This window comes from Marinobacter sp. (genome assembly GCF_046484525.1).
Classification (GTDB): domain Bacteria; phylum Pseudomonadota; class Gammaproteobacteria; order Pseudomonadales; family Oleiphilaceae; genus Marinobacter.
This window is the reverse complement of the sequence record NZ_JAWOIS010000030.1, coordinates 36,127-61,677: the sequence shown is the minus strand read 5'-3', so window position 1 is coordinate 61,677 and position 25,551 is coordinate 36,127. Positions and strand designations below refer to the sequence as shown.

The window sequence follows — 25,551 nt, the reverse complement described above, 5'->3', positions numbered from 1 at the left end:
GTCTGCGTTATTCGATCCCACCAACACGATCAAAGGATGGCAGACTGGTGATCGATTTCCAGTGCATCCAGATCGCAAAGGCCTTGCCCACGATCAGCTCGTCCGGCACCGTGCCCCAGTAGCGGCTGTCGTTGCTGTTGTCCCGGTTATCACCCATGACGAAATAATGACCCTCGGGAACCACCCATTCGCCTTCTCCGGAGTTACCCGGGCGCCCAAGGGTGAGGAAGATATCATGCTCCACCTCGCCGAGGTCTTCCCGCCGCAGATCCATCGGTGGCAGCCGGGCAACAAACCGGGTATCAACCAGTTCGCCGTTGATGGACAGCTGCTTGTCCTGATACCGGATCCGGTCCCCCGGCAGTCCGATGACCCGCTTGATGTAGTTGGTCTCGCCGTCTTCCGGGTACTTGAACACCATGACATCACCCCGCTCGGGGTTGCCGACTTCCAGGATCTTGGTGCCGGCCACCGGCAGGCGAATGCCGTAGGCGTACTTGTTGACCAGGATGAAGTCACCGACTTCCAGTGTCGGCAACATCGAACCAGACGGAATCTGGAAGGGTTCAACCAGGAACGACCGAAGTACCAGGACGATGGCCAGAACCGGGAAGAACGAGCGGCTCAGGTCAACCAGGTAGGGTTCTTTGGGTTCCTCCTCAGCGGATACCGGTTCAGCTTTCTGACCGGTGCCGGGACTGCTGGCCCGGGCCGCCGCAAGCCGCCGTTCACGCAGGAAGAGCTTGTCCGCCAGCCAGATCAGACCCGTCGCAAAGGTCAGTACTACCAGAACCAGGGGAAAATCGATATCCATCCGGGTGCCTTCTATTTATTTGTCGACTTTCAAAACGGCAAGAAACGCTTCCTGAGGCACCTCGACATTACCCAGCTGCTTCATACGCTTTTTACCTTCTTTCTGCTTCTGCAGCAGTTTCTTCTTACGGCTGACGTCACCGCCGTAACACTTGGCAGTCACGTTCTTGCGCAGGGCCTTGACGGTCACCCGGGCCACCACATGGGTACCGATGGCCGCCTGGATGGCAATATCAAACATCTGCCGGGGAATCAGTTCCTTCATCTTGTCGATGAGCTGACGCCCCTTGTAGTGTGCCTGCTCCTTGTGAACAATCAGTGCCAGGGCATCCACCCGTTCACCGTTGATCAGCACATCCAGTCGAACCAGATTCGCCGGCTGGAAGCGCACAAAGTGGTAGTCCAGGGAGGCAAAGCCACGGCTGGCCGACTTGATCCGGTCGAAGAAATCCATCACCACTTCCGCCATGGGCAACTCGTAGGTCAGCTGCACCTGAGTGGACATGAAGTGCATGTTCTTCTGAATACCCCGCTTCTCCTCGCACAGGGCGATGACGTTACCCAGGTGCTCCTGTGGCACGAGGATGTTGGCCTCGACGATCGGTTCACGCATCTCCTCGATGGAGCCAATATCCGGAAGCCTCGATGGGTTGTCCACCGACAGGGTCTCACCCTGTTTGGTCACCACTTCATAAATGACCGTCGGCGCGGTGGTGATCAGATCCAGGTCGTACTCGCGCTCGAGCCGCTCCTGAATGATCTCCATGTGCAGCATGCCGAGGAAGCCACAGCGGAACCCGAAACCAAGTGCGTCGGAATTCTCCGGCTCGAAGAACAGGGAGGCATCGTTCAGGGTCAGCTTTTCGAGGGCGTCACGGAAATCGTCATAATCATCCGCGCTGATCGGGAACAGGCCGGCATAGACCTGCGGCTTGACCTTCTTGAAGCCGGGCAGCATCGGGGTTTCTTCCGCGAACTTCTGGTGCACGATGGTGTCGCCCACCGGCGCGCCATGGATGTCCTTGATGCCGGCAACCGCGAAACCTACGTCACCCGCCTCAAGGATATCGGTATCCGTGGGCTTGGGATTAAAAATACCCACCTTGTCGGCATTCCACGCTTTGCCGGTGGACTTGATTACGATCTTGTCACCCTTGCGCAGGGTTCCCTCGGTAACGCGTACCAGGGACACCACGCCCAGATAGTTATCGAACCAGGAATCGATGATCAGCGCCTGCAGGGGCGCACTGCGGTCGCCTTTGGGTGGGGGGATTTTCCGGATCAGGTCTTCCAGGACATCCTCCACGCCCAGACCGCTTTTGGCGCTGCAGCGCACAGCGTCGGACGCCTCGATACCGATGATATCCTCAATCTCGGCAGCCACCCGCTCCGGCTCGGCCTGGGGCAGGTCCATCTTGTTCAGGACCGGAACCACCTCAAGACCCTGCTCGATGGCGGTGTAGCAATTGGCCACGGACTGGGCCTCAACCCCCTGCCCGGCATCCACCACCAGCAGCGCGCCCTCACAGGCGTACAGTGAGCGGGACACTTCATAGGAGAAATCCACATGCCCCGGGGTGTCGATAAAATTCAGCTTATAGGTCTCACCATCCCGGGCCTTGTAGTTGAGCGTGACACTCTGGGCCTTGATGGTGATCCCGCGCTCCCGTTCCAGGTCCATGGAATCCAGGACCTGCTCGGCCATCTCACGGTCCGTCAGGCCGCCACAGATCTGGATGAAACGATCAGCGAGGGTGGATTTACCGTGGTCGATGTGGGCGATGATGGAAAAGTTACGGATTCGGCTCAGTTCAGTCACAGAAAATGAATACTCATAATTAAGACGAAGGATTGAGCCCGGAGGAGCCGCTACCGGGATCCGGGAACGGCGTGATTTTACCGGTTACCGCCGGCCATTGCCATGATCAGGAAATCAGCGGTTTCTCATACTGGCGAATCAGGAAGCCGATCAGGGCATCCTCATCCAGGGGATAACTGAACAGATTGCCCTGGCACTGGGCACAACCGGCGGCTCTCAGGAAACTCAGTTGCTGGAGCGTTTCCACGCCCTCGGCCACCACCGTCAGATGCAGCTTCCGGGCAAGCGCGATCACGGCGGACGCAACATCGGTGGCGCTGACGTTGTAGGGAATGTCGCGAATGAAACGATGATCAATCTTGATCACGTCCAGCGGCAACTGCTGCAACGCCACCAGTGAGCAGGAGCCGGTACCGAAATCGTCAAGAATCAGGCAGACGCCCAAGTCATTGAGGGCCACCAGCAGCTCACGGAGCATGCGCGGGTCCTCATTCAGCAATTCCGCCGGCATTTCGAGTTCCAGCTGGTCCGGCGAGACCCCGGTTTCGGTGATCACCTGCCGAACCATATCCAGGAAACCGCTGTCGGTCAGCTGTCGCACCGAGAGGTTCACCGCCATTTTCAGGGACTCGAAGCCGGCCCGCTCAAGGGCCCGTACCTGGATACAGGCCTGGCGTAAAGCCTGCTCACCCAGGCGCACGATCAGCCCGGTTTCCTCGGCAAGCCCGATAAACTGCTGGGCCGAGACCAAACCTTTCTCCGGATGGTGCCAGCGCAGGAAGGCTTCAACCCCGATCACCCGGTCGGTGGTCAGGTCCACCTTGGGTTGGTAATGCAGGACAAAGCGGTCCTCATCCAATGCGGTCGCCAATTCTTCCTGCTGCAAAAGCCGGCGGGCGGCCTGGATGTTCATCGCCGGCGTGAAGAACTGGCAGGTATTCCGACCGATTTCCTTGGCTCGGTACATCGCCAGGTCCGCGTATTTCATCAGTGTGCCGGAATCCTCGCTGTCACGGGGCACCATGGTGATGCCGATACTGACGGTGACGCCAACCTCATGGTCATTGAGGCGGACGCGCTGGCACAACCGTCGCAGAATGGTATCCGCCACCTTGCGGGCGGCATCCGGGCCACTGATCCTGGACAGCAGCACCACGAACTCGTCTCCACCCAGGCGTGCGACCGAATCTTCCTCCCGGACACACCCTTCCAGCCAATAGGCTACCTGGCGCAGCAACTCGTCACCGGCATCATGGCCGAGGGTATCGTTGATGCGCTTGAAACCGTCGAGATCCAGGAACATCAGGGCTGCCGAGTCTCCGCTGCGGCGACAACGGCGAACCACATGGTTGAGACGGTCCCGGAACAGCTGACGGTTAGCCAGACCGGTGAGCGGGTCGTAAAACGCCAGTCGATGCAGTTCCGATTGCGCCGCCTTAAGCTGGGTGAGGTCGCGCAGGCTGAGTACCACACCGTTGACCCCCGGCACCGACAGCATGGCGGTGTAGGTGCCCTCCATGTCCCGCCACTGGCCGCCGGCATCCCGGATCCGGGCCCGGATGACCGGCATCTGTTTGCCCGGAGACTTCACTGACTCCTCAAACCCGCGCTGGAGCTGTGGCCAGTCGTCACTGTGAACCAGTTCATCGAACCTCATTTCAGGCATTTTCTCTGACTCGAACCCGAGTATATCGAGACTGGATGGACTGGCATAAAGAGGCTGGCCATTGCGATCCATCACCAGAGTCACATTGGCAGCACCCTCGGTAATGGCCCGGTAACGGCCGGCCGTGATCTGGGCCATCAAACGGGAACGGACCAGGGCCAGCACGAACAGGAACAGCAGCACACTGATCACCACACCACTGCTCAGGACAATCGGCGGGCGCGGGTCGGAGGCCAGATAATCGAATGCGGGCGTGGAACGGGTCTGCAGCAGCCAGTCACGGCCACCATGGGTGATGGTCTGGCTCATCTCGAAACTGAACTCGTTATCCAGGGAGCCCAGGTTCGAGCCGTACATGACGCCATCCCGGCTGATGATGCCGTTGTCATAGATCCGGACATCCAGGAAGGGGGCAATCAGCCCGACAATCCCATCGAGCAGGTTATTCATGCGAAAAGCACTGAAGACATACCCCGCCAGCATCATCCGGCGCTCAGCGCGGTTCTCGGGAATGGTGCCGCCCTGATAGACCGGATAGTACATCAGGAAGCTGGCCTGGTCTTCTGCCACCTCTTCCTGCACCAGTACCACCTTTGGCGTGACAGTGGGTCGGGCCTCATCCCTCGCTCTTTCCATAGCCTGCCGGTGGCTAGGGTCGCTGAAGGCGTCATAACCAAGCGCACGCAGGTTCTGTTCCGTGCCCGGCTCCAGATAAACCATGGGGTAATAGTGCGGGCCGGTGCCCAGGGGGCTCACCAGATAGCCATGAACACCCTCCGCCCTGACCGCGGCAATATGATCCGCCATTTGCCGGACCCCGATGCGCCGGACATAACCAATGCCCTGGATTCCGGGGTAATAGCGGTTGATATCGACCTTGTCGACGTATTCCCGCCACTGGTCCCGGGAGACGTTGCCGGCTACGGCAAAAAGTCCTGCACTGCCTGCCAGGACCTGTTCGTAATTGAGCAGACGTTCTTCGATTGCGGTTTTGAGCTGGAGCGACTGGGTCCGGAACCGTGCCTCGGTTCGATCTTCAACCAGACGGATGGAGACCTGCCACAGGACAATCGTTACGGCGACACCAACGGCGAAGACCAGCCACGCAACCCAGGCGTTGCGAAATTCCAGCAGTCTGCGGAGGGGAAGTTCCTTCTTGTTCATCATCGGTCCGGGTCCGTTCCATGGCCTCTTTATTATCGGTTCGCGCGAGTATAGCAAAAGCCCCCGGGCCTGTCGCTCCGACCGGCCCGGGGGCTTTTTGACTGCTTTTTACGGCTTCAGGATGGCCGGATCAGGGCTTCATGACCAGATACAGTGCCCGCCCCTGACGTACAATCCGCACCGATACGGCTCGACCTTCCGGCAGGGATGACACCACCTCCCGGAAGTCGGCAACCGAACGTACCTCCTGGCGGTTGATCTCGGTAATCACATCCTTGGGCCGAATCCCCGCTTCAAACGCTGGGCCGCGGCCAATATCGGTGACCACCACACCGCCCGGAACCCCGAGGGAATCGGCCAGTTCAGCGGGCAGCGGTTCAATGACCATGCCCAGGGGGGCTGAAGACGAACCACCATTACCGCCAGCCGGCGCCTGGCTTTGTGCCCTGCCTTCATCCGGCAGCTGACCGATTTCCACCTCCAGGGTCACCTCCTCACCGCCACGCAGAACAGTCAGGCGGGCTTTCTCGCCCACCGGAGTGCGACCAACCATGGGGGGCAGGTCCGAGGAGAACTGGACTTCATCACCATCATACTCCAGCACAATATCGCCGGACTGCAGCCCTGCCTGCTCGGCCGGAGAACCTTCCATCACTTCGGCGACCAGGGCACCACGAGGCCGCTTCAGACCAAAGGATTCTGCCAGATCACGGTTGACCTCCTGGATCAGGACACCAAGCCAGCCGCGGGACACCATGCCCTTGTCACGGATCTGCCGGAACACGTTCATGGCATCGTCGATGGGGATGGCGAAGGAAACGCCCATGAATCCCCCCGAACGGGTATAGATCTGGGAGTTGATACCAACAACCTCGCCATCCATATTGAACAGGGGCCCACCGGAATTACCCGGGTTGATGGCAACGTCGGTCTGGATAAACGGAACATAGTTTTCACTGGGCAGAGACCGGCCCAACGCGCTGACAATGCCGGCGGTCACAGTGTAGTCAAAACCGAACGGTGAGCCGATCGCGAAGACCCACTCTCCGACTTTCAGATTCCGGGATTTGCCAACCTTGACCACGGGCAGGTCATCACCGTCCTCGATTTTCAGCACGGCCATATCGGAGCGCGGATCGGTGCCTACCAGTTTGGCCGGCAACTCGCGTCGGTCATTCAGGCGCACGACAATTTCATCGGCACCCTCGACCACATGGTTGTTGGTCAGCACGTAACCGTCACTGGAGACAATAAAACCGGACCCCATGGAACGACGGGGCTGGGCACTACCCGGCGCACCGCCGAACGGTGACTGGGGGCCGCGGAAAAAGTGCTGGAAGAATTCAGGCATCTGTTCCAGCTGGCGCTCATCAAAGGGCATGCCTCCGAAACCGGTGTTGCCACCCTTCGGTTCGGTGGTGGTGCTGATGTTGACCACAGCACCGGAATTTTCCTCCACCAGGCCGGTGAAATCCGGGAGGCTGCGGGCTGCAACGCCCTGGCTCCAGAATACCATCACCATGACGGACATCATCAGCAGGGTACCCAGTACCTTGTCGATCCGGAACGCGGGTAATGTCCGGGTGGCCACTGTTATCTTTCTCGGCATGTTGAACCCCCTTTTATTAACAACTGATAAGGTTAGTTTTGAGGCCCGGCAAAGTGTTTTCAACTTACAAATCGGTAGGATTTATAGACAGGTCCGGACCGTAACCTGGTTGCGCCGCAGAAGTTTGGGCTCATAGCCGCCATGGCGGCCTGGCAACAGCCTGGCCAGGAGAAAGCCGACGGCGAGGCCGGCAGCGGCGCCCAGCATGGCGCCGCCATCACTTCCACCTGACAGATTGTGGCCGGCAATGGTTGCCAACACCATGGCAACGAGCGGAATGGCGTACACCACCATGGAGGCACCGAGCAGGGCCCGTTCTTCGATACCAATAGTCACTTCATCGCCAACCCGGGCATCGATAGTATTGGCGACCAGGACCTGGTTGGCCCGACCGCCGGTCACCGATGCCAGTGCTCTCTGACCACAACCACTGCGGGCCGAACAGCTCTGGCAAGCGCTCGCCCGAATGGTTTGCACCCAAGCATGATTTCCCTTGATCGCGATGACCTTGCCGGTTTCGGTAATCACGAGCCGCCCCCGTCAAGCGCCAGGGTATCCTGCACCCGCACCGACTCGGCAACTTTCCGGGCTGTTTCGGGCGGGACTTCACCCACCACCGTCACCAGAAACTCGCGCCCTCCGGACTCAAGCTCATGCATGTAAATGGTGGTGGCGCCGATACGGGAAGCGCCCTTGGGCATGTTCAGACGGCCGGCCGACTCGACAAACACCGAAAACGCCGCCAGACCGTCAGAAAACGCGACAACCTGCCCGCGACCGGTCCGCGGAGCCGCCGCAGGCGCAAACCCATCAGGGCGCCAACCGAGCTCCCAGCCATTCATCCTGGAAACCGGTGATGCCTCTGCCGCCCCATCATCAGCGGCCAGGCTCCGGGAAATCTCCCGGCCCTCGGTCCGGATCTCGAACTCCCTGTCGGGAATATTGTCGGTAATCTCCAGACTGGTGAACTGGAATTGTTCCATCACGTCTCCCGACGATGCCCGGACATGGCTTTTAACCAGCAGGCCGGTTGTTCGCTCCAGCCATAACCGGTGGCTGTACCGGTATTTGTCCCTTGATTTGAGCGCGATCTCGACAGCTTCATAACCGGCAACCCGGTCCCCCCCCACCATCTCGGCGCTGTACCAACGGCTGATCGGCATCAACTGGCTGGTAAACGCCTCCGCGAAGGGACCGGACGGAATCACCTGATCCAGCCGGACCCGGCCCCGGTCCGGCAGTACACAAACGACATTGACGCCGCGCCGGACAATCTCTCCACTGCCTCCGTCCTGCATCACCAGACGCTCTTCAACAACGCCGTCGCGGTAGCGATGGGCAATCTGCATGGAGTGCACCTGATCGCCCCGGGCATAGACAAAAACGCCACGGTAGGAGGTCATGTTCAGCGCGGGTGCCAGTCGTTCCAGCCATTGATTCGCCTCACTCTCGCTACTGCCGGCAACCACCGCGCCCGGGACCATCAAGACGAGGACAGTCAACAACAGGGCGGGAATGGCGGAAATTCGTGAGCGTGAGGACAGCCTGTTCATGCGCATTCGCACTCCAAGATATCAGTATCCATTGCCGGCACTGACCACCCGGGCATAACCGACCACACCACGGCCAGCGCCGACACTGTTGTGCTGGGCGTGCTCCAGCAGGTACTGGCTCATTTGTTCCCACTGTTTTTCATCAAGACCTTGCAGCGCCACTTCGCGAACCGGTGCAGTGACAGCCTGCTTATCAGGGGAAGATTGTACAGCCATTTCCGGTGCACCGATGTCCTCAGAACCTTCCCTCGAATCCCAACCCGCACCGGCGCCAAAACCCACGACCAGCGCTACCGCAACCATTGCGACTGCCGGCCAGCGCCAGCGTGCAGCCGGAGAGATGCCTTTTGCCGACGTCCGCTGACGGGGGCTTCCCGAGCGGCCATCGAGTGCCGCCCGAACATGGGCACTGACATCCACGCCTTCCGCAGGCGTATGGCCACTGTGCATCAGATCCCGGACCTGCTGCCACCTCTGCCACTGGTCGCGTACCCGGGTCTGGTCATGATGGGACAACAGCCGGCGTACCGAAAGCTCATCCGCTTCGTCATCCATCATGGCCGACAGGGTTTCTCTGAGACGATCATCCATCGGATGCAACCTCAAGTTGTCTCTGTGTGATTGAGCAATGGGCCAAGATGCCGATCCACGGCATCCCGGGCCCGGAAAATACGGGAACGGACGGTTCCGATCGGGCATTCCAGAATTTTGGCGATGTCCTCGTAACTGAGACCATCGTACTCGCGCAACAGGAAGGCGGAACGCAATTCTTCAGGTAACTCGGAAATGGCCCGGGACAACTCCTCCTGCAACTGCTCACGCTGCAACAGTCGCTCAGGTGAAGCCGGATCCCTCAGCCGGATACCGTCATCAAAATTTTCGGCATCGGAGACATCGGCACTGGCCTGCGGGCGCCGGCCCCGGGATTCCAGGAAGTTCTTGGCGGTATTGACCGCAATCCGGTAGAGCCAGGTGTAGAAGGCACTGTCCCCCCGGAAGCGGTCGATGGCGCGATAGGCCTTAACGAACGTTTCCTGGGTCAGGTCCATTACTTCCTGGGAATCGTAGACATAACGGCTGATGATCGAGGCGACTCGAGTCTGGTATTTCACCACCAGCAGGTCGAAAGCCGCCCGATCGCCGTTGCGGACCTTGCGTACGAGCTGCAGGTCCGTCTGGCTGTCTGAATGCTCACGTGTCTGATTCTGTTCAGGCGTCATGGACGGTTTGCCGGTTTTCCCTGATGTTGCGGCCAGCTTTTCGGCCGTTGCGAGATTTGCTTGATTCATCACTGCTGTCCGGCGTCCGTTTTTGTCCATTGTGGGCGCACCCTCCACAGGGGCGCGCCGTCAGGCCAAATAGACAGCAGGCGTAAAGTTTAGTTCAATACACGTCCACATTATGGCCCGCGATATCGATCCAATGCCACAGTCCTACGAATACGATGTTCTCATTATCGGCAGTGGTGCTGCCGGTCTTACTGTTGCCCTGAACCTGCCGAAGCACCTTAGCATCGGAGTCATCAGCAAGGCTGACATCAGCAGTGGCGCCACGCTTTGGGCCCAGGGCGGTATTGCCGCAGTGCTGGATGACAAGGATTCAGTCGAGAACCATATACAGGACACCCTGGCGGCGGGTGGCGGTCTCTGCCACGAGGACGCTGTGCGCTTCACTGTGGAGAACAGCAAGGACAGCATCGACTGGCTGATTGAATCCGGGGTGGATTTTACCCGTGAGGATGACAGCGAACACTACCACCTTACCCGAGAAGGCGGACACAGTCATCGGCGTATCATCCACGCCGCCGATGCCACCGGGCATGCGGTATCGACAACCCTGACATCTCAGGCGCAGGCGCGCTCCAACATTCATCTCATGTCGAACCGGGTAGCGGTGGACCTGATCACCAACCGCAAACTGTCGCTGCCCGGTAACCGGTGTGTGGGCGCCTATATACTTAATCTGGAAGACAACCACGTGGAACTCTTCCGGGCCCGGTTCACCGTCATCGCCACCGGGGGTGCCTCGAAGGCCTACCGTTACACCACAAACCCCGATGGCGCCTCGGGGGATGGCATTGCCATGGCCTGGCGCGCCGGATGCCGGGTCGCCAACATGGAGTTCAATCAATTCCACCCAACCTGCCTGTACCACCCGCACGCCAAGTCGTTCCTGATCACCGAGGCGGTTCGTGGCGAGGGAGGGTTGCTGAAGCTGCCCGACGGCACCCGTTTCATGGACCGTTTTGACGAACGGGCCGAGCTGGCACCACGGGACATCGTCGCCCGCGCCATCGACCATGAAATGAAGCGCCTGGGTGTCGACCACGTTTACCTGGACATCAGCCACAAGCCGGCGGATTTTATCAAGCACCACTTCCCGACCATCTATGAGAAATGTCTCGGGTTTGGCATCGATATCACCCGGGAACCGATTCCGGTGGTTCCGGCCGCGCACTATACCTGCGGTGGCATCATCAGCGACGAACGGGCGCGCACCGATGTCAACCAGCTTTATGCCGTCGGCGAAGCCGCCTTCACCGGCCTGCACGGAGCCAACCGCATGGCCAGCAACTCTCTGCTGGAATGCCTGGTATACGGCCGGGCCGCTGCCGCCGACATTGCCCGCCGGGAATCGGATATCCCGCCACCTCCGGACGCCCCGGAGTGGGACGAGAGCCAGGTCCGGGACTCCGATGAGGACGTCGTCATCTCCCATAACTGGGACGAACTGCGCCACTTCATGTGGGACTATGTCGGCATTGTGAGGACCACCAAACGACTCCAGCGCGCCAAGCACCGGGTCGATCTGCTGGACCGGGAAATCAGCGAGTTCTACAGCAACTACCGGGTCTCCAATGATCTGCTGGAGCTGCGCAACCTGGTCACGGTGGCTGACCTTATCATCTGTTCGGCACTGCAGCGCCGGGAAAGCAGGGGACTGCATTACACCCTTGATTACCCGGGACTGCTCAACGAAGCCCGCGATACGGTAGTGGTTCCGACCACCTACCGGACCCAGGCCCCCTGATCCTTCAATTTCCCTGGAAAACTGGCGATACCATTATGTCCGATACAGCAAACGTGCCCGACAACCCCGAATTCAAGCGTCTCTGGTGGCATAGCCGCCGCGGCATGCTGGAACTTGACGTACTCCTGGTGCCTTTCGTGGAAGAGGTCTACCGTGATCTTGATCCCGAAGACCAGGCCCGCTACCAGAAACTGCTCAGCTGCGAGGACACCGATATGTTCGAGTGGTTCATGCAGCGCAGCCGACCGGAAGACCCGGATCTCCAGCGCATCGTCGACATGATCCTGAACCGTGTCCAGCCGGATTGATCTCCGGCTGTACCCCTCAGTCAGCGCTGGTCTGATTGCGACCCTGCCCTGGCTGGCACTACTCACCTTCGCCCTGACCACAGCCGCCGGGACCCGGCCCTGGATGCTGGCCCTCGCCCCGGTGTCGGTCGCCGGTGCGATCCTGCACTATCGCCGCTTTGGCCTGCTTCTCGGAAAACGCCCGGTTACCGGCCTGGCGCTCGAAAACGGGCAGCTGCAGGCGATACTGCCCGGACGGGAGGCCATTCCGGTCCGACCCTGCCGTACCAGCCGGCTCGGGCCGATGCTGACGCTCTTGAAACTTCGCCCGTCAGGCTCCAGATTAGGGGCGTACTACCTCATTCTCCTGGCCCCTGAGCCATGGCCTGGTGGCAACGTCTGTCCGGACCAGTTCCGAAGGTTGCGCCAATGGCTGCGCCTGGGCCAGTCGCAGTCGTCCAACTGATACACGACCCGGAGTTTCCATGACCGACACGGATACCGCTGTTCCCACGTCACCAGAAACCGCCAGCCTGCCGCTACCCGATCAGGGCTACGTCAGACTCGCTGACCGGATCCTGGTACGGGTGTCCGGCCCCGGAACCGACAAATTTCTTCAAGGCCAGTTCAGCCAGAACCTCGAGGAGGTCACCGGTGATCGTGCCCTTCGCGCAGCCGCCAGCAGCCCGAAGGGACGCGCCTATTGCCTGACCCGACTGGCCCGCGATGAGGACAGCGTTATTCTGGACCTCCCGACGGCACTGGCGGAGCAGACTCTGAGCCAGCTGCGGAAATACCTGATGCTGTTCCGGGGCACGACCATGGAAACCCTCGACGACGGCGTAGTCTGGGGCATCCTTGGACAGGAGACGGCACGTGCGGCTGTCGGCCGGGATATTTCCGGACTCCAGGCTCCGGGCGATGCACTCGGAATCGACTCAGGCCTCCTGATCCGGGTTGAATCCGATGATCGTGATATCGAAAGGTACGAACTCTGGCAAACCTCCGGTAACCAGCCGGTTTTCAGAGTCGCCCCACAGTTGTCACAGGCAGACTGGCACGCAACCGAGATTGCAGCTGGTGTTCCGGCCCTTGATGAGGCCGGCTGGGAGGCGTTCGTGCCGCAGATGCTCAACCTTCAACATCTGGGCGGCATCCATTTCAAGAAAGGCTGCTATACCGGTCAGGAGGTCATCGCCCGCATGCATTTCCTCGGGCAGCTGAAAAAAAGCCTGTTCCGGTTCCGCAGTTCCGGCGACGTCACGCCCGGCGCGGATGTCAAAATGGGCGACCGGACCGTTGGCACGGTCGTCAACCGGGTGCCCTTCAGCGATGGCTCAGTGGAATTGCTGGCAGTGATTCGCCACGATGCCGCAGACCAGGCATTATCAGTGGAGGGCAACAGCCTGACCGCCCTGCCCTTGCCCTATGCTGTGCCGGAGCGTGAGCCGGGGGGGTGATCAGGAATCTTCAGCCGGCTGACGCCGGCTTGCGATAGCGGGCAATCAGCTTGGCCCTGGCGGGCAACGACCAGTTGATGGGCGCCTGTCCGTTGCCCTGGAGCCATTCGTTGGCCCGGGAGAAGTGCTTGCAGCCAAAGAATCCCCGATACGCACTAAGGGGTGACGGATGCGGACCCTCCAGCACCAGGTGCCGGTTGCGATTGATGTGCCGGCCCTTTTTCCGGGCGTAACTGCCCCAGAGCAGGAACACCACGCCGTCGCGTTCCCGGTTGACTGTCTCAATCACCCTATCGGTAAAGGTTTCCCAGCCCTTGCCCTGATGGGCACCGGCCTGGCCCTGCACTACCGTCAGAACGCTGTTCAGCAGCAACACCCCGCGCTCGGCCCAGGGCTGAAGGCAGCCATGGTCCGGTGGCTCGATCCCCAGATCATCCCGGATTTCCTTGAAGATATTGACCAGCGAGGGCGGAACCGGCACCTCCGGTCGCACGGAGAAACACAGGCCGTGGGCCTGGCCGGGGCCGTGATAGGGATCCTGGCCGAGGATCACCACTTCCACCTTGTCCAGCGGCGTGCTGTTCAGGGCATTGAAGCAGTGGGTGCTGGGTGGGTAGATCACCTTGCCTGCCTGCTCTTCCGTCGCCAGGAATTCAGCCAGCTGCCGCATGTAGGGCTGGCTGAATTCGCCGGTGAGGTGGTCGTCCCAGCCACGCCCGGGTTTCAGTTGGCTGGCCAGGGTTTGGGCGGGGTGCATGGCCGACTCCTGGGGGATCGCTGGGTTGATTGAAGTTGGGGGCTGAAAATGGGGTCAGATGAAGGCTTTCATCTGGCCCCGTCTTGGAGGCCCTGCCGACGGGTTGAGCTGTTACTCCTGGCCTTCCGCCTGGTGATGCTCGACCTTGTGCTCCGGGCGCATGTGCGGGAACAGGATGACGTCGCGGATGGACGGCGAATCGGTCAGCAGCATGGCCAGGCGGTCAATGCCGATGCCCTCACCGGCGGTGGGGGGCAAACCGTACTCCAGCGCCATGACGTAGTCCTCGTCATAGAACATGGCCTCGTCATCCCCGGCGTCCTTTTCCGCCACCTGGGCGTGGAAACGTTCGGCCTGGTCTTCGGCGTCGTTGAGCTCGGAGAAGCCGTTAGCCAGTTCGCGCCCACCCACGAAGAACTCGAACCGTTCAGTAACGAACGGATCATCGTCCTTGCAGCGTGCCAGCGGCGACACTTCCTTCGGATAATCGGTGATGAACGTCGGTTGCACCAGCAGGTGTTCGGCCGTCGCCTCGAAGATCTCCACCAGCACCTTGCCCAGGCCCCAGGTGTCCTTGAGCTGGATACCGAGCCCATCAGCCACCCGGCGGGCGCTGGATTCATCGCCCAGCTGGCCGGCCTGGATATCCGGGTTGTGCTCCAGAATCGCTTCGACCACGGTCATGCGCTTGAACGGCTGGCCGAAATCGTATTCCACGGTTTCGGTCTCACCATTAGGCAGCTCCCGGGTATTGACCACAGTCGTGGTTCCCAGGACCTCTTTGGTGATCTGCCGCAGCATGTCCTCGGTCAGGTCCATCAGGTCATTGTAATCCGCGTATGCCTGGTAGAACTCCACCATGGTGAACTCGGGATTGTGTCGGGTGGACAGGCCCTCGTTGCGGAAGTTGCGGTTGATCTCGAACACCCGCTCGAAACCACCGACTACCAGGCGCTTGAGGAACAGTTCGGGGGCAATGCGCATGTACATGTCGATGCCCAGGGCGTTGTGGTGGGTCACGAACGGACGTGCCGTGGCGCCGCCGGGGATGACCTGCAGCATCGGGGTTTCCACTTCCATGAAACCACGGGCATTGAAGTAGTTGCGCATGCTGTTGATCAGACGCGTGCGAATCCGGAAGGTCTTGCGGGTTTCCTCGTTGACCATCAGGTCCACATAGCGATGCCGGTAGCGCGCCTCCATGTCGGTCAGGCCCTTGTGCTTCTCCGGAAGCGGTCGCAGGGACTTGGTCAGCAGCACGTACTCATCCATGGTCACGTACAGGTCACCCTTGCCGGACTTGGACAGGGTACCCCGGACACCGATGATGTCGCCCAGATCCCAGTGCTTGGTTTCCTTCTGGACATGCTTGGTGGCATACACCTGGATGCGGCCGGTCATGTCCTGAACCACCTTGAACGCCTTGCGGTCCAGCATCATACGGCCGGCAATGGCGACCTTGATGTCAAGCGTCTCCAGCTCTTCCTTGCTCTTGTCACCGTATTTTTCCTGCAGTTCGGTAGCGGTAGCATCGCGACGGAAGTCATTGGGGAACGGATGACCGTGGCGACGCATGTCGGCCAGTTTGGCGCGGCGCTCGGCAATCAGCTTGTTGTCCTCGTGCTGTGCGGCGTGTTGGGTGTGTTCAGTCATGTTGGCTCACTAGGATTCGGATTGTCCGGTTTAATCGGGTTGGACGAGAATGGCGCCGGTTACAGCGCCATCTTCAGACTGGCTTCGATGAACTTGTCGATATCGCCATCCAGAACCGCCTGGGTGTTGCTGGTTTCCACCTTGGTGCGCAGGTCCTTGATCCGGCTGTCATCGAGGACATAAGAGCGGATCTGGCTGCCCCAGCCGATATCGGCCTTGGCATCCTCCGCCTTCTGCTTCTCGGCATTACGCAACTGCATCTCACGCTCAAAGAGCTTGGCCTTCAGCTGCTTCATGGCCTGGTCTTTGTTCTGGTGCTGGCTTCGGCCAGCCTGACAGGCCACCACGATGCCGGTGGGGTTGTGGGTCAGTCGCACGGCAGACTCGGTCCGGTTTACGTGCTGACCACCGGCACCGGAGGCGCGGTAAACGTCCACACGCAGGTCCGCCGGATTGATCTCGATCTCGAAGCTGTCATCCACTTCCGGAGATACAAACACGGAAGAGAACGAGGTGTGGCGACGGTTGCCGGAATCGAACGGGGACTTGCGGACCAGGCGGTGCACGCCGGTTTCAGTGCGCAGCCAGCCATAGGCATAGTCGCCCTGGATATGGACAGTGGCACTCTTGATGCCGGCCACTTCCCCCTCCTGCAATTCGACAATCTCCGCCTTGAAGCCACGGCGCTCGGCCCAGCGCAGATACATGCGCAGCAGCATGTTGGCCCAGTCCTGGGCTTCGGTGCCACCGGAGCCGGCCTGGATGTCCAGGTAAGCGTTGTTGGCGTCCATCTCGCCGGAGAACATGCGGCGGAACTCCAGCTTCTGCAGCTCGCCATCGAGCGCATCCAGATCAGACTGGATCTCGTCGACGGTGCCTTCATCGTCTTCCTCAACCGCCATCTCCAGCAGGCTTTCGGCATCGCTGAGGCCGGTGGTGAGGTTGTCGATGGTGTGGACGATCAGCTCAAGGTCCGACCGCTCCTTACCCAGCCCCTGGGCCCGCTCCGGGTCGTCCCAGACGCTGGGTTGTTCGAGTTCCCGCTCTACTTCGACCAGACGTTCACTACGCTGATCATAGTCAAAGATACCCCCTCAGCGCTTCAGTGCGCTCGCGAAGCTCTTTGATCTTCGTCACTATGGGATTGATTTCCATGAAACCCTTTCTCGCTTTGGCAAATGGGGTGTAAAACAGAGGCGGAATTCTACCGGAATTCCGAGTATAAATCAGCCGTGGCAGGGAATTGCGACGCTAACGCAGGGGCCTGACCCCGAGCGGGGTCAGACCCCATTTTCATTCACAGGGCTTCAATGTAGTCGACCAGCAACTGCAGATTCGTCCGCCCCCGAAAGGTATTGGCATCCGGCTTGTACACCACTCGCGCCCCCGAGCGGGTGTAATCCGGCACTTCCGGCCCGGTATTGAAGGCGATGCCGTCAATGACCCCACCGCCCTCCGCCGGTTGCAGCACCAGTTTCAGATGGTTTTCCCCGACAATGCGCTGGCTCACCACACGGAATTCACCATCAAACAACGGCTCCGGGAAATGCTGCCCCCAGGGGCCGGCCCGCTTCAGCAGGTAGGCGGTATCCAGGTTCAGTTCATCAGTACCCAGCGGGCCATCGGTGATGATAGCCGCCTCCAGGTCCTCCGGAGTGAGCGCATCGCGCACGGCCTTGTCGAACGCTTCGCTGAAGGCATCCAGGTCTTCCCTGGCAATGGTCATTCCGGCAGCCATGGCGTGGCCCCCGTATTTCTTCAGCAATCCGGGGTGGCGGGCGTCCACCACCGCCAGGGCATCGCGGATGTGCAAGCCGGGGATGGAGCGGGCAGACCCCTTGAGATGCTGGCCATCGTCATCCGGTGCAAAGGCGATGGTGGGCCGGTGCGTCTGCTCACGGATCCGGGCCGCCAGGATGCCGATCACGCCCTGGTGCCAGTCGGGATCGAACAGGGCCAGCCCCCACGGCAGACCTTCGATATCCAGGGACATGGATGCCAGCAACTCCTGGGCCTGACTCTTCATGTCCCGCTCGATGGTGCGGCGCTCCCGGTTGAAGGTGTCCAGTTCCCGGGCTAGGCGCCGGGCTTCGTCCGGATTGTCCGCCAGAAGACAGGCAATACCCACGCTCATGTCGTCCAGACGGCCGGCGGCATTGAGCCGTGGCCCGACGACAAAGCCGAGATCGGTGGAACTGATGTGGGCGTGGTCGCGTCCGGCGACCTCCAGCAGTGCCAGTATGCCCGGCCTCGCTTCACCCTGTCGGATCCGGCGCAGGCCCTGTTCCACGAATATGCGATTGTTGTGATCCAGCGGCACCACATCGGCGACCGTGCCCAGAGCCACCAGATCCAGCAGGCAACCCAGGTTTGGCTCCGGCTGTGGCAGCTTGCCAACCTCCCTCAGGTGCTTGCGCAGGGCGGTGAGCACATAGAACATCACCCCTACCCCGGCAGCGTTCTTGCTCAGGAACGGACAGCCCGGCTGGTTGGGATTGACGATGGCATCTGCGTCCGGCAGCACCTCGCCGGCCAGGTGGTGATCGGTGACCACGACCCGGACCCCCATGTCCCGGGCCGCTTTGACACCTTCGATAGCCGAGATACCGTTGTCCACGGTTACCAGCAGGTCGGGCAACTGCCCTTCTTCTCTCAGGCGATCAATGATTCCGGGTGTCAGGCCGTAACCATCCGCGAACCGGCTGGGCACACGGAAATCGATGGCGCCGAGCCCGAGCATGGACAAACCGAGCATAGCCACCGCAGTACTGGTGGCGCCATCGGCATCGAAATCCCCCAGCACCAGCACCTTCTGCTGCCGGTCGATGGCCTCCGCCAGCAGCTCCACGGCACGGTCAATGCCACGCAACTGAAGGGGTGACGCCAGATGCTTCAGGGTATAACTGAGCTGTTCATCCGAGGTTACGCCACGGGCGGCATAGAGGCGGCGCAGTAGGGGAGGCAGATTTTGCCCCCAGGCCGCTGCGGTGTCCGACCGGGGGCGACGCAGGATTTTTTTCGGGGTCATACCGGATCAGGCGTTTTTCCAGTGTCTGGCAATGAATGCCTGGACACCGGCCACATCGTTGTCGAGCACTGTGTAACGCTCTTCCCGCTCGAACAGGTCGGCCATATGGGCCGGCAGTTCCGGCTTCACACTGACGCCGGATTCGGCAATCGCATCCGGGAACTTGGCCGGGTGCGCCGTACCCAGGGTAATCATCGGCACCGCCGGATCACGGCGGCAGGTGCGTGCCGCATGGACGCCGATGGCGGTGTGCGGATCAAGCAGGTATTCGTTACGCTCATGGATCTCGCGGATGGTGTCACAGGTGGTTTTGTCGTCCACCGCGTCACTGTCGAACAGCTTGCGGGCATGACGCCAGCGGTAATCTTCAATGCTGACCGGGCCCTTGGCGGCATTTTCCAGCAGTTCCTTCACCGCCGCACCATCCCGACCATGCAGATCAAACAGCAGTCGCTCGAAGTTGCTGGACACCATGATATCCATGCTCGGCGACAGGGTATGTTCCAGCTTGTGCTGCTCGTACTTGTTGCCGCTCATGAAGCGATGCAGGATGTCGTTGCGGTTGGTGGCAATCACCAACTGTGAAATGGGCAGCCCCATCTTCTTCGCCAGATAACCGGCGAATATATCGCCGAAATTACCGGTGGGCACCGAGAACGCCATGCTGCGATCCGGACCACCCAGGGCCAGGGACGCCTGGAAGTAATACACGATCTGGGCCATGATCCGCGCCCAGTTGATGGAGTTCACCGCCGCCAGCTGGGTCTTGCCTCCCAGGAAAGACTGGTCGCCGAAGCTCTCCTTCACCATGCGCTGACAATCGTCGAAATTGCCCTTCACCGCGATGTTGTGAATGTTGTCACCCTGTACGGTGGTCATCTGCCGGCGCTGCACCTCGGAGACCCGCTGGTACGGGTGCAGGATGAAGATATCCACGTGCTCGCAACGGCGGCAGCCCTCGATGGCGGCGGAACCGGTATCACCGGACGTTGCGCCCATGATCACCACGTGCTGGTTGCGCTTTTCGAGCACGTAGTCCAGGAGGCGGCCGAGCAGTTGCAGTGCGAAGTCCTTGAACGCCAGTGTCGGGCCCCGGAACAGCTCCAGAACCCATTCGTTGGTGTCCAGCTGGACCAGGGGAGCCACCGCCTGATGGGCAAAACCGGCGTAGGTCTCATTTAGCATCTTGCGAAAATCGTCCGCGGGGATGGCATCGTCCACGAACGGGTGCATGACGTTGAACGCCAGCTCGCTGTAGGACAGCCCACGCCAGCTGCGGATCTCTTCCAGGCTGAAATGCGGAAGGGATTCCGGAACATAGAGCCCGCCATCACTGGCCAAACCCGTCAGAAGGACGTCTTCAAAGCCCAGGGCGGGCGCTTCGCCCCGTGTACTGATGTATCTCACTTTCGTACCTGTCAGTTGAAGTTTTCGGCGCGGATACGGACAACTTTGCCGTCGATATCCGACAGCGATTCCATTTCCTCGATCGCCAGGTTCATCTGGCGCTCCTGGACAGTGTGCGTCAGGATGATGACCGGAATCCGGCCGTCCTTGAACTCCGATTCCTTCTGCATGATGGACTCGATGTTGATGCCATGCTCGCTCAGGATGGACGCAATCTTGGCCAGCACACCCGGATGATCAAACGCCTGGATGCGCAGGTAGTAGGCGGACTGGATATCCTCCATGGGAAGGACACCAAGGTCTTCCATGGCCTCCGGACGAAAGCCGAGATACGGAACCCGAAGGGGGCTTTCAATGGATACCGCACGTGCCACATCGACAATATCGGCGATCACAGCCGAAGCGGTTGCCTCATCACCGGCGCCCGGGCCGTAGTACATGGTCTGGCCGACGGCATCGCCATCCACCAGTACAGCATTCAGAACGCCATCCACCTGGGCAATCAGGTGACTGCGGGGAACCAGTGTGGGGTGGACCCGAAGCTCGATTCCGTCTTCACGGCGCCGGGCAATACCCAGGTGCTTGACGCGGTAGCCCAGCAGCTCGGCGTGGGCAATATCGTACGGGGTGATGGAGGAGATCCCCTCCGTGTAGGCTTTCTCGAACTGCAGAGGTACGCCAAACCCGGAGGAAGCCAGGATCGTCAGCTTGTGGGCGGCATCAATGCCTTCCACATCGAACGTCGGATCCGCTTCAGCATACCCCAGATCCTGGGCTTCCTTGAGTACTTCACCGAACTCACGGCCGGCGCGCATCTCCGTCAGGATGTAGTTACCGGTGCCGTTGATGATACCTGCGATCCAGTCGATCCGGTTCGCGGCCATACCTTCACGTACCGCCTTGATCACCGGAATACCACCGGCGACACCGGCTTCGTAGGCAACCACGACACCAGCCTTTTCCGCCGCCTCGAAAATCTCGTTGCCATGTACTGCAATCAGAGCCTTGTTGGCTGTCACCACATGCTTGCCGTTACGGATGGCTGCGAGAACCAGCTCCTTGGCGGTGTCATAGCCACCGATCAACTCGACCACAATATCGATCGCCGGGTCATTCACGACGTCAAAAATGTCGGTGGTGAACGGCACATCCCCCAGAGCCAGGTCGTCGCGACTGCGACGGCTGGCCACCCGGGTAATTCGGATATTGCAACCGGCACGACCCGCAATAAGCGCGGCGTTACGGGTCAAAACATTGAATGTACCGCCGCCAACGGTTCCCAGTCCGCAGATTCCGACACTGACGTCTTTCAAACTCTCACCTCTGATCCCGAAGGGGTGCTGATGGATTGCAATGAAGTGGCATAGTATACCGATTCAGGGGCCGCTGAATAAGCCCTGAATCGGTCGGGGTGCATTCAAAATCCAGGGCCGGAACGGCTGCCCGGCCCGAAAGCTCACAGGAGGCCGAGGCCCTTGGCCAGGTTGTCGGCCGGCACGTAACCGCGCACCATGTTGCCGTCTTCAAGCAGAATAGCCGGCGTACCGGTCACCCCGACACGCCCACCGAGGCGATACTGCTCAAGCACTGGGTTGTCGCAGCTGGTCGATTCAACCGGCTTGCCGGATTTGGCGGCACTCATGGCAGCCTGCTGATCCTCCGCGCACCATACCGAAATATACTTCTTGAAAGAGGGCGTTCCGGGACCGGAGCGCGGGAAAGCATAGTAATTGACGGTAATGCCATAGTCGTTGAGCTGGGGCACTTCATCGTGCAGCTTGCGGCAGTAAGGGCAATCGATGTCGGTAAACACATTGATTACCGCCTTCTCGTCACCGCTGGCCGGGAAAGTGATCAGGCCCTCGGAGCCATACTCATCCATCGCCGCCAGGCGCTGACCAGCCCGGCCTTGCTCTGTCACATTGGCGATACCGTTAGCGGTAATTTTCAGCAGGTCGCCAGTCAGAAGGTACCGGCCATCTTCGGTGGTGTAGATAGTCTCACCATTATTGATTTGCACCTCGTACAGACCTTCGGCCTCGGACTCGCGAGCAGAGGATACCTTGAGTCCCGGCACAGCTTCAGCCAGGCGCTCGGCAATACGATCCTCGACCTCACCCGCTGTTGCGGTTGCAACAAACAGACTCGCGACCAGTCCGGCCGCAACCCCCAGTGACTTGATACTCTTGGTGATGAACATAAACGATTCCAATCTGATAGCGTTAGGTCCGCATGCCATTGACGGACCGGGTTGACCCTCATTGCGACAAAGGGCCGGTACAAAAGTTCAGCGAGGATAACACATACCCGGGCCTCGCCAGGGCTCAGCCTCGGGGGTGATGCTCCCGGTGCATGGCGTGCAGGCGCTGGCGCGCAACATGGGTGTAAATCTGGGTCGTGGACAGGTCCGAGTGCCCCAGCAGCATCTGCACCACCCGGAGATCCGCACCATGGTTCAGCAGGTGGGTGGCAAAAGCATGGCGCAGGGTGTGGGGAGACAGGTGCTTGTGGATACCGGCGCGCACGGCGTAGTGACGGATCCGGTGCCAGAAGGTTTGCCGGGTCATGGCAGCGGCCCGATTACCCGGAAACAAGGCATCACAGGGTCGCCTCTTGAGCAGTTCGGCACGGCCTTCCCGCATGTACCGGAGCAACCAGTCCACCGCCTCTTCCCCCAGGGGAACCAGCCGTTCCTTGTCGCCCTTGCCGGTGATCCGGATCACGCCCTGACGGACATTGACCTGATCCACCCGTAACCCGGTCAGCTCCGACACCCGCAAACCGCAGCCGTAAAGGATCTCAAGCATGGCCTTGTCACGGAGCTCCAGCGGAATTGAAATATCCGGCGCCGACAGCAGGGCCTCAACCTCTTCCTCCGTCAGCGAATCCGGTAACCGGCGCGGCAGTCTGGGACTGTCGATCCTCAGGGTCGGATCCTCTGGAATCAACCCCTCCCGCATCAGGAAACGGTAGAAGCGTCGCACCCCGGACAGGCGACGTGCTGCGGTGGAGGTCTTGACTCCGTCAGCCAGGCCACGGGCCATCCAGGCCAACAGGTCCGTGCGCCTGGCAGCCACGAGCAGCGGGGCGCCCGGCTGCTGCTCCAGCCATTGCGCCAGGCGCGCAAGATCCCCCCGATAGGCTTCACGGGTTTTCTCTCCCAGGCCATCTTCAAGCCAGAGCGCGTCGGTAAACCGACGGATGATAGCGTCGTCGTCAGGTCTCACGGTACCGGTTCCCGGGCACAAAAAAGGCAGCCCCTTGAGGCTGCCTTTTTAACTGGCCCTCTGACGATTCCTCAATCAGCCCAGCTTTTCCTTGATGCGAGCCGCCTTGCCAGACAGGTCACGCAGGTAGTACAGCTTGGCCTGACGTACGTCACCACGACGTTTCACGCTGATGCTGTCGATCAGCTTGGAGTAAGTCTGGAAAGTACGCTCTACACCAACACCGTAGGAAATCTTGCGCACGGTGAAGGAGGAGTTCATGCCACGGTTGCGCTTGCCGATGACCACGCCTTCGAACGCCTGCAGACGCTCACGGTTACCCTCGGTTACGCGAACCTGAACGACCACGGTGTCACCCGGCGCGAACGCAGGGATTTCCTTGGTCATCTGTTCTGCTTCAATTTGACTGATGATGTTGTTCTTGCCGCTCATCGTAATGCTCCTGATACCCAATCTCTCAATGCCCTGATCACTCAGAGACACCCGGTTTTTTCAAAATTTCTTCCAGCAGCTCACGCTCTTCGTCCGTAAGCACCCGCTTTTCCAGCAGGTCGGGGCGTCGCTCCCGGGTTCGCCTTAACGACTCCTTGAGCCGCCAACGCCGGATCTGCTCGTGGTGACCGCCCAAAAGAACTTCCGGCACCGCCTGACCTTCGTAAACTTCGGGCCGGGTGTAGTGCGGACAATCCAGCAATCCGTCGGCAAAGGAATCCTGCTCTGCCGACTGCGCATGACCCAGCGCTCCGGGGATGAGGCGTGTCACCGCATCAACGACGACCATGGCCGCCAGTTCGCCACCGGAAAGAACAAAATCACCCAGTGACACTTCCCGATCGACTTCTGTCGAGATCAGGCGCTCATCAACACCCTCGTATCGCCCCGAAACCAGGATCAGCTGCTGCGCCTCCGCAAGGGATTCAACAACAGACTGAGTCAGGGTTTCTCCCTGGGGCGACAGGTAAACCACACAGGCTTTACCGGGCGCCGCCTTCCGCGCCGCATGGATGGCATCCCGCAGCGGCTGTATTTTCATCAGCATGCCGGGACCGCCACCGTATGGCCGGTCGTCTACCGTGCGGTGACGATCATGGGTGAAATCCCGGGGATTCCAGCTCTCAAAGGTCAGCAGACCTTCCCGAACCGCCCTTCCGGTTATCCCGTAATCCGTAACCGCACGAAACATTTCCGGGAACAGACTGACAGCGCCAATCCACACCCGTCAGAACTCCAGATCCCAGTCAACAACCAGCCGGTTGCCAGCCAGATCCACTTCCCGGACGACCTGATCCGGCAGATAGGGAATCAGCCGCTCGCGCTGGTCTGCCGAGTCCCGGGTGGCACGCACCACAAGGACATCGTTGGACCCTGTTTCCATCAGGTGATGAACCTTACCCAGGCTCAACCCCTCAACCGTAAACACTTCCAGGCCTTCAAGCTGATACCAGTAGTATTCGCCACTGGGCAACTCCGGCAACTCCGCCGTCGGGACCAGGATTTCCGCGCCACTGTATGTGCGCGCAACTTCACGGTCATCAATACCTTTAAGCCTGACGACGATCCCCTGCCCCTGGCGGCGACCCTCCTCAAGCCTGGCCGGAATCCTCTTGCCGTCCAGGACCAGCGTCCAGTCCCGGTAGTTGAGGATCCCTTCCCTGGGGTCGGCGTAGGAATAAACCTTGAGCCATCCCTTGACCCCAAACACCGAGGTAATCCGGCCGATCACAGTTTCCTGCGAATTCTGTGTCATGCCATAAACCCCGGCTTCAGTACTGTCTTACTCAGCAGCCTTCAGCAGCTGGGCAACGCGCTCGCTGGTCTGTGCGCCCTGACCGAGCCAGAACTCGACTCGATCACGATCAACACGCAGACGCTCTTCCTGGCCGCGTGCGACCGGGTTGAAGAAACCAACTCGCTCAATAAAACGACCGTCGCGGGATTTGCGGCTGTCGGTGACTGTCAGATGGTAGAACGGGCGCTTCTTGGAGCCGCCACGAGCCAAACGGATTGTTACCATTTAACCAATATCCTGTTCTGTTGTACGAACTTTGTACGATTCACGCCTGCTGAACACCAGCTGA

The 25,551-nt window shown here is 60.2% G+C and carries 24 protein-coding genes; 4 read left to right on the top strand and 20 right to left on the bottom strand.

Features of this window, described 5'->3' with window-relative positions:
• Positions 1-7: 7 nt before the first annotated feature.
• The 8 genes from lepB to rpoE all read right to left on the bottom strand — a co-directional run bounded on the left by lepB (position 8) and on the right by rpoE (position 9,913).
• Positions 8-814, bottom strand: coding sequence for a signal peptidase I (gene lepB / locus R6W86_RS06920; protein ID WP_410328638.1), 807 nt, complete (start codon positions 812-814; stop codon positions 8-10).
• Positions 815-829: 15 nt separating this feature from the next.
• Complete coding sequence (gene lepA, locus R6W86_RS06915; protein WP_410328637.1) at positions 830-2,632, bottom strand: translation elongation factor 4; 1,803 nt, start codon at positions 2,630-2,632, stop codon at positions 830-832.
• A gap of 106 nt (positions 2,633-2,738) precedes the next feature.
• Positions 2,739-5,465 carry an EAL domain-containing protein gene (locus R6W86_RS06910; protein ID WP_410328636.1) on the bottom strand — a complete coding sequence of 909 codons (2,727 nt, stop codon included), beginning with the start codon at positions 5,463-5,465 and terminating at the stop codon, positions 2,739-2,741.
• A 127-nt stretch (positions 5,466-5,592) separates the two neighbouring features.
• Entirely contained in the window at positions 5,593-7,071 is a 1,479-nt protein-coding gene (locus R6W86_RS06905) for a DegQ family serine endoprotease (protein ID WP_410328635.1), read from the bottom strand.
• A gap of 81 nt (positions 7,072-7,152) precedes the next feature.
• Positions 7,153-7,599: a SoxR reducing system RseC family protein gene (locus R6W86_RS06900; protein WP_410328634.1), complete on the bottom strand. Its 447-nt coding sequence runs from the start codon at positions 7,597-7,599 to the stop codon at positions 7,153-7,155.
• On the bottom strand, positions 7,596-8,630 hold the full coding sequence (locus tag R6W86_RS06895) for a MucB/RseB C-terminal domain-containing protein (protein ID WP_410328633.1): 1,035 nt from the start codon (positions 8,628-8,630) through the stop codon (positions 7,596-7,598). Before R6W86_RS06895 ends, R6W86_RS06900 begins: the two co-directional genes overlap by 4 nt.
• 15 nt (positions 8,631-8,645) lie before the next feature.
• Positions 8,646-9,215 (bottom strand): sigma-E factor negative regulatory protein, encoded by a 570-nt coding sequence (locus tag R6W86_RS06890; protein ID WP_410328632.1) that lies wholly within the window; start codon positions 9,213-9,215, stop codon positions 8,646-8,648.
• Between the two features lie 11 nt (positions 9,216-9,226).
• Positions 9,227-9,913 carry an RNA polymerase sigma factor RpoE gene (gene rpoE, locus R6W86_RS06885; protein WP_410328631.1) on the bottom strand — a complete coding sequence of 229 codons (687 nt, stop codon included), beginning with the start codon at positions 9,911-9,913 and terminating at the stop codon, positions 9,227-9,229.
• Between the two features lie 133 nt (positions 9,914-10,046).
• Between rpoE and nadB the strand changes: the two genes are divergently transcribed.
• The 4 genes from nadB to R6W86_RS06865 are packed head-to-tail and all read left to right on the top strand — an operon-like array spanning position 10,047 to position 13,401.
• Positions 10,047-11,654, top strand: a complete 1,608-nt coding sequence (nadB, locus tag R6W86_RS06880) for an L-aspartate oxidase (protein WP_410328630.1) — start codon at positions 10,047-10,049, stop codon at positions 11,652-11,654.
• A gap of 35 nt (positions 11,655-11,689) precedes the next feature.
• A complete protein-coding gene (locus tag R6W86_RS06875) occupies positions 11,690-11,962 on the top strand; it encodes a succinate dehydrogenase assembly factor 2 (RefSeq protein ID WP_410328629.1) in 273 nt (90 codons plus the stop codon).
• Complete coding sequence (locus R6W86_RS06870; RefSeq protein WP_410328628.1) at positions 11,946-12,407, top strand: hypothetical protein; 462 nt, start codon at positions 11,946-11,948, stop codon at positions 12,405-12,407. Before R6W86_RS06875 ends, R6W86_RS06870 begins: the two co-directional genes overlap by 17 nt.
• Before the next feature lie 19 nt (positions 12,408-12,426).
• Positions 12,427-13,401 carry a YgfZ/GcvT domain-containing protein gene (locus R6W86_RS06865; RefSeq protein ID WP_410328627.1) on the top strand — a complete coding sequence of 325 codons (975 nt, stop codon included), beginning with the start codon at positions 12,427-12,429 and terminating at the stop codon, positions 13,399-13,401.
• Positions 13,402-13,411: 10 nt separating this feature from the next.
• On the opposite strand, the gene ung is transcribed toward R6W86_RS06865, so the two are convergent.
• From ung to rpsP, 12 genes are all read right to left on the bottom strand, one after another.
• On the bottom strand, positions 13,412-14,158 hold the full coding sequence (gene ung / locus R6W86_RS06860; RefSeq protein ID WP_410328626.1) for a uracil-DNA glycosylase: 747 nt from the start codon (positions 14,156-14,158) through the stop codon (positions 13,412-13,414).
• A 111-nt stretch (positions 14,159-14,269) separates the two neighbouring features.
• On the bottom strand, positions 14,270-15,811 hold the full coding sequence (gene lysS / locus R6W86_RS06855; protein ID WP_410328625.1) for a lysine--tRNA ligase: 1,542 nt from the start codon (positions 15,809-15,811) through the stop codon (positions 14,270-14,272).
• Between the two features lie 59 nt (positions 15,812-15,870).
• Positions 15,871-16,966, bottom strand: a protein-coding gene (gene prfB, locus R6W86_RS06850) for a peptide chain release factor 2 (RefSeq protein WP_372985834.1) whose coding sequence is annotated in 2 segments (ribosomal slippage) — positions 15,871-16,893 and positions 16,895-16,966 — 1,095 coding nt in all. Because the reading frame shifts where the segments join, the coding sequence is not laid out codon by codon here.
• Positions 16,967-17,108: 142 nt separating this feature from the next.
• On the bottom strand, positions 17,109-18,839 hold the full coding sequence (recJ, locus tag R6W86_RS06845; protein WP_410328624.1) for a single-stranded-DNA-specific exonuclease RecJ: 1,731 nt from the start codon (positions 18,837-18,839) through the stop codon (positions 17,109-17,111).
• A 6-nt stretch (positions 18,840-18,845) separates the two neighbouring features.
• Positions 18,846-20,246 carry a threonine synthase gene (gene thrC, locus R6W86_RS06840; RefSeq protein WP_410328623.1) on the bottom strand — a complete coding sequence of 467 codons (1,401 nt, stop codon included), beginning with the start codon at positions 20,244-20,246 and terminating at the stop codon, positions 18,846-18,848.
• A gap of 11 nt (positions 20,247-20,257) precedes the next feature.
• Positions 20,258-21,559, bottom strand: a complete 1,302-nt coding sequence (locus R6W86_RS06835; protein WP_410328622.1) for a homoserine dehydrogenase — start codon at positions 21,557-21,559, stop codon at positions 20,258-20,260.
• Positions 21,560-21,702: 143 nt separating this feature from the next.
• The gene (locus tag R6W86_RS06830) at positions 21,703-22,446 is read right to left on the bottom strand and encodes a DsbC family protein (RefSeq protein ID WP_410328621.1); all 744 of its coding nucleotides are present in this window, start codon (positions 22,444-22,446) and stop codon (positions 21,703-21,705) included.
• Positions 22,447-22,570: 124 nt separating this feature from the next.
• Positions 22,571-23,473, bottom strand: coding sequence for a site-specific tyrosine recombinase XerD (xerD, locus tag R6W86_RS06825; RefSeq protein WP_410328620.1), 903 nt, complete (start codon positions 23,471-23,473; stop codon positions 22,571-22,573).
• 75 nt (positions 23,474-23,548) lie between these two features.
• Entirely contained in the window at positions 23,549-23,905 is a 357-nt protein-coding gene (gene rplS, locus R6W86_RS06820) for a 50S ribosomal protein L19 (protein ID WP_092004888.1), read from the bottom strand.
• 37 nt (positions 23,906-23,942) lie between these two features.
• The gene (gene trmD, locus R6W86_RS06815; RefSeq protein WP_410328619.1) at positions 23,943-24,689 is read right to left on the bottom strand and encodes a tRNA (guanosine(37)-N1)-methyltransferase TrmD; all 747 of its coding nucleotides are present in this window, start codon (positions 24,687-24,689) and stop codon (positions 23,943-23,945) included.
• A 3-nt stretch (positions 24,690-24,692) separates the two neighbouring features.
• Positions 24,693-25,220: a ribosome maturation factor RimM gene (gene rimM / locus R6W86_RS06810; RefSeq protein WP_410328618.1), complete on the bottom strand. Its 528-nt coding sequence runs from the start codon at positions 25,218-25,220 to the stop codon at positions 24,693-24,695.
• Positions 25,221-25,247: 27 nt separating this feature from the next.
• Entirely contained in the window at positions 25,248-25,487 is a 240-nt protein-coding gene (gene rpsP / locus R6W86_RS06805; RefSeq protein ID WP_069184097.1) for a 30S ribosomal protein S16, read from the bottom strand.
• Between the last annotated feature and the right edge of the window lie 64 nt (positions 25,488-25,551).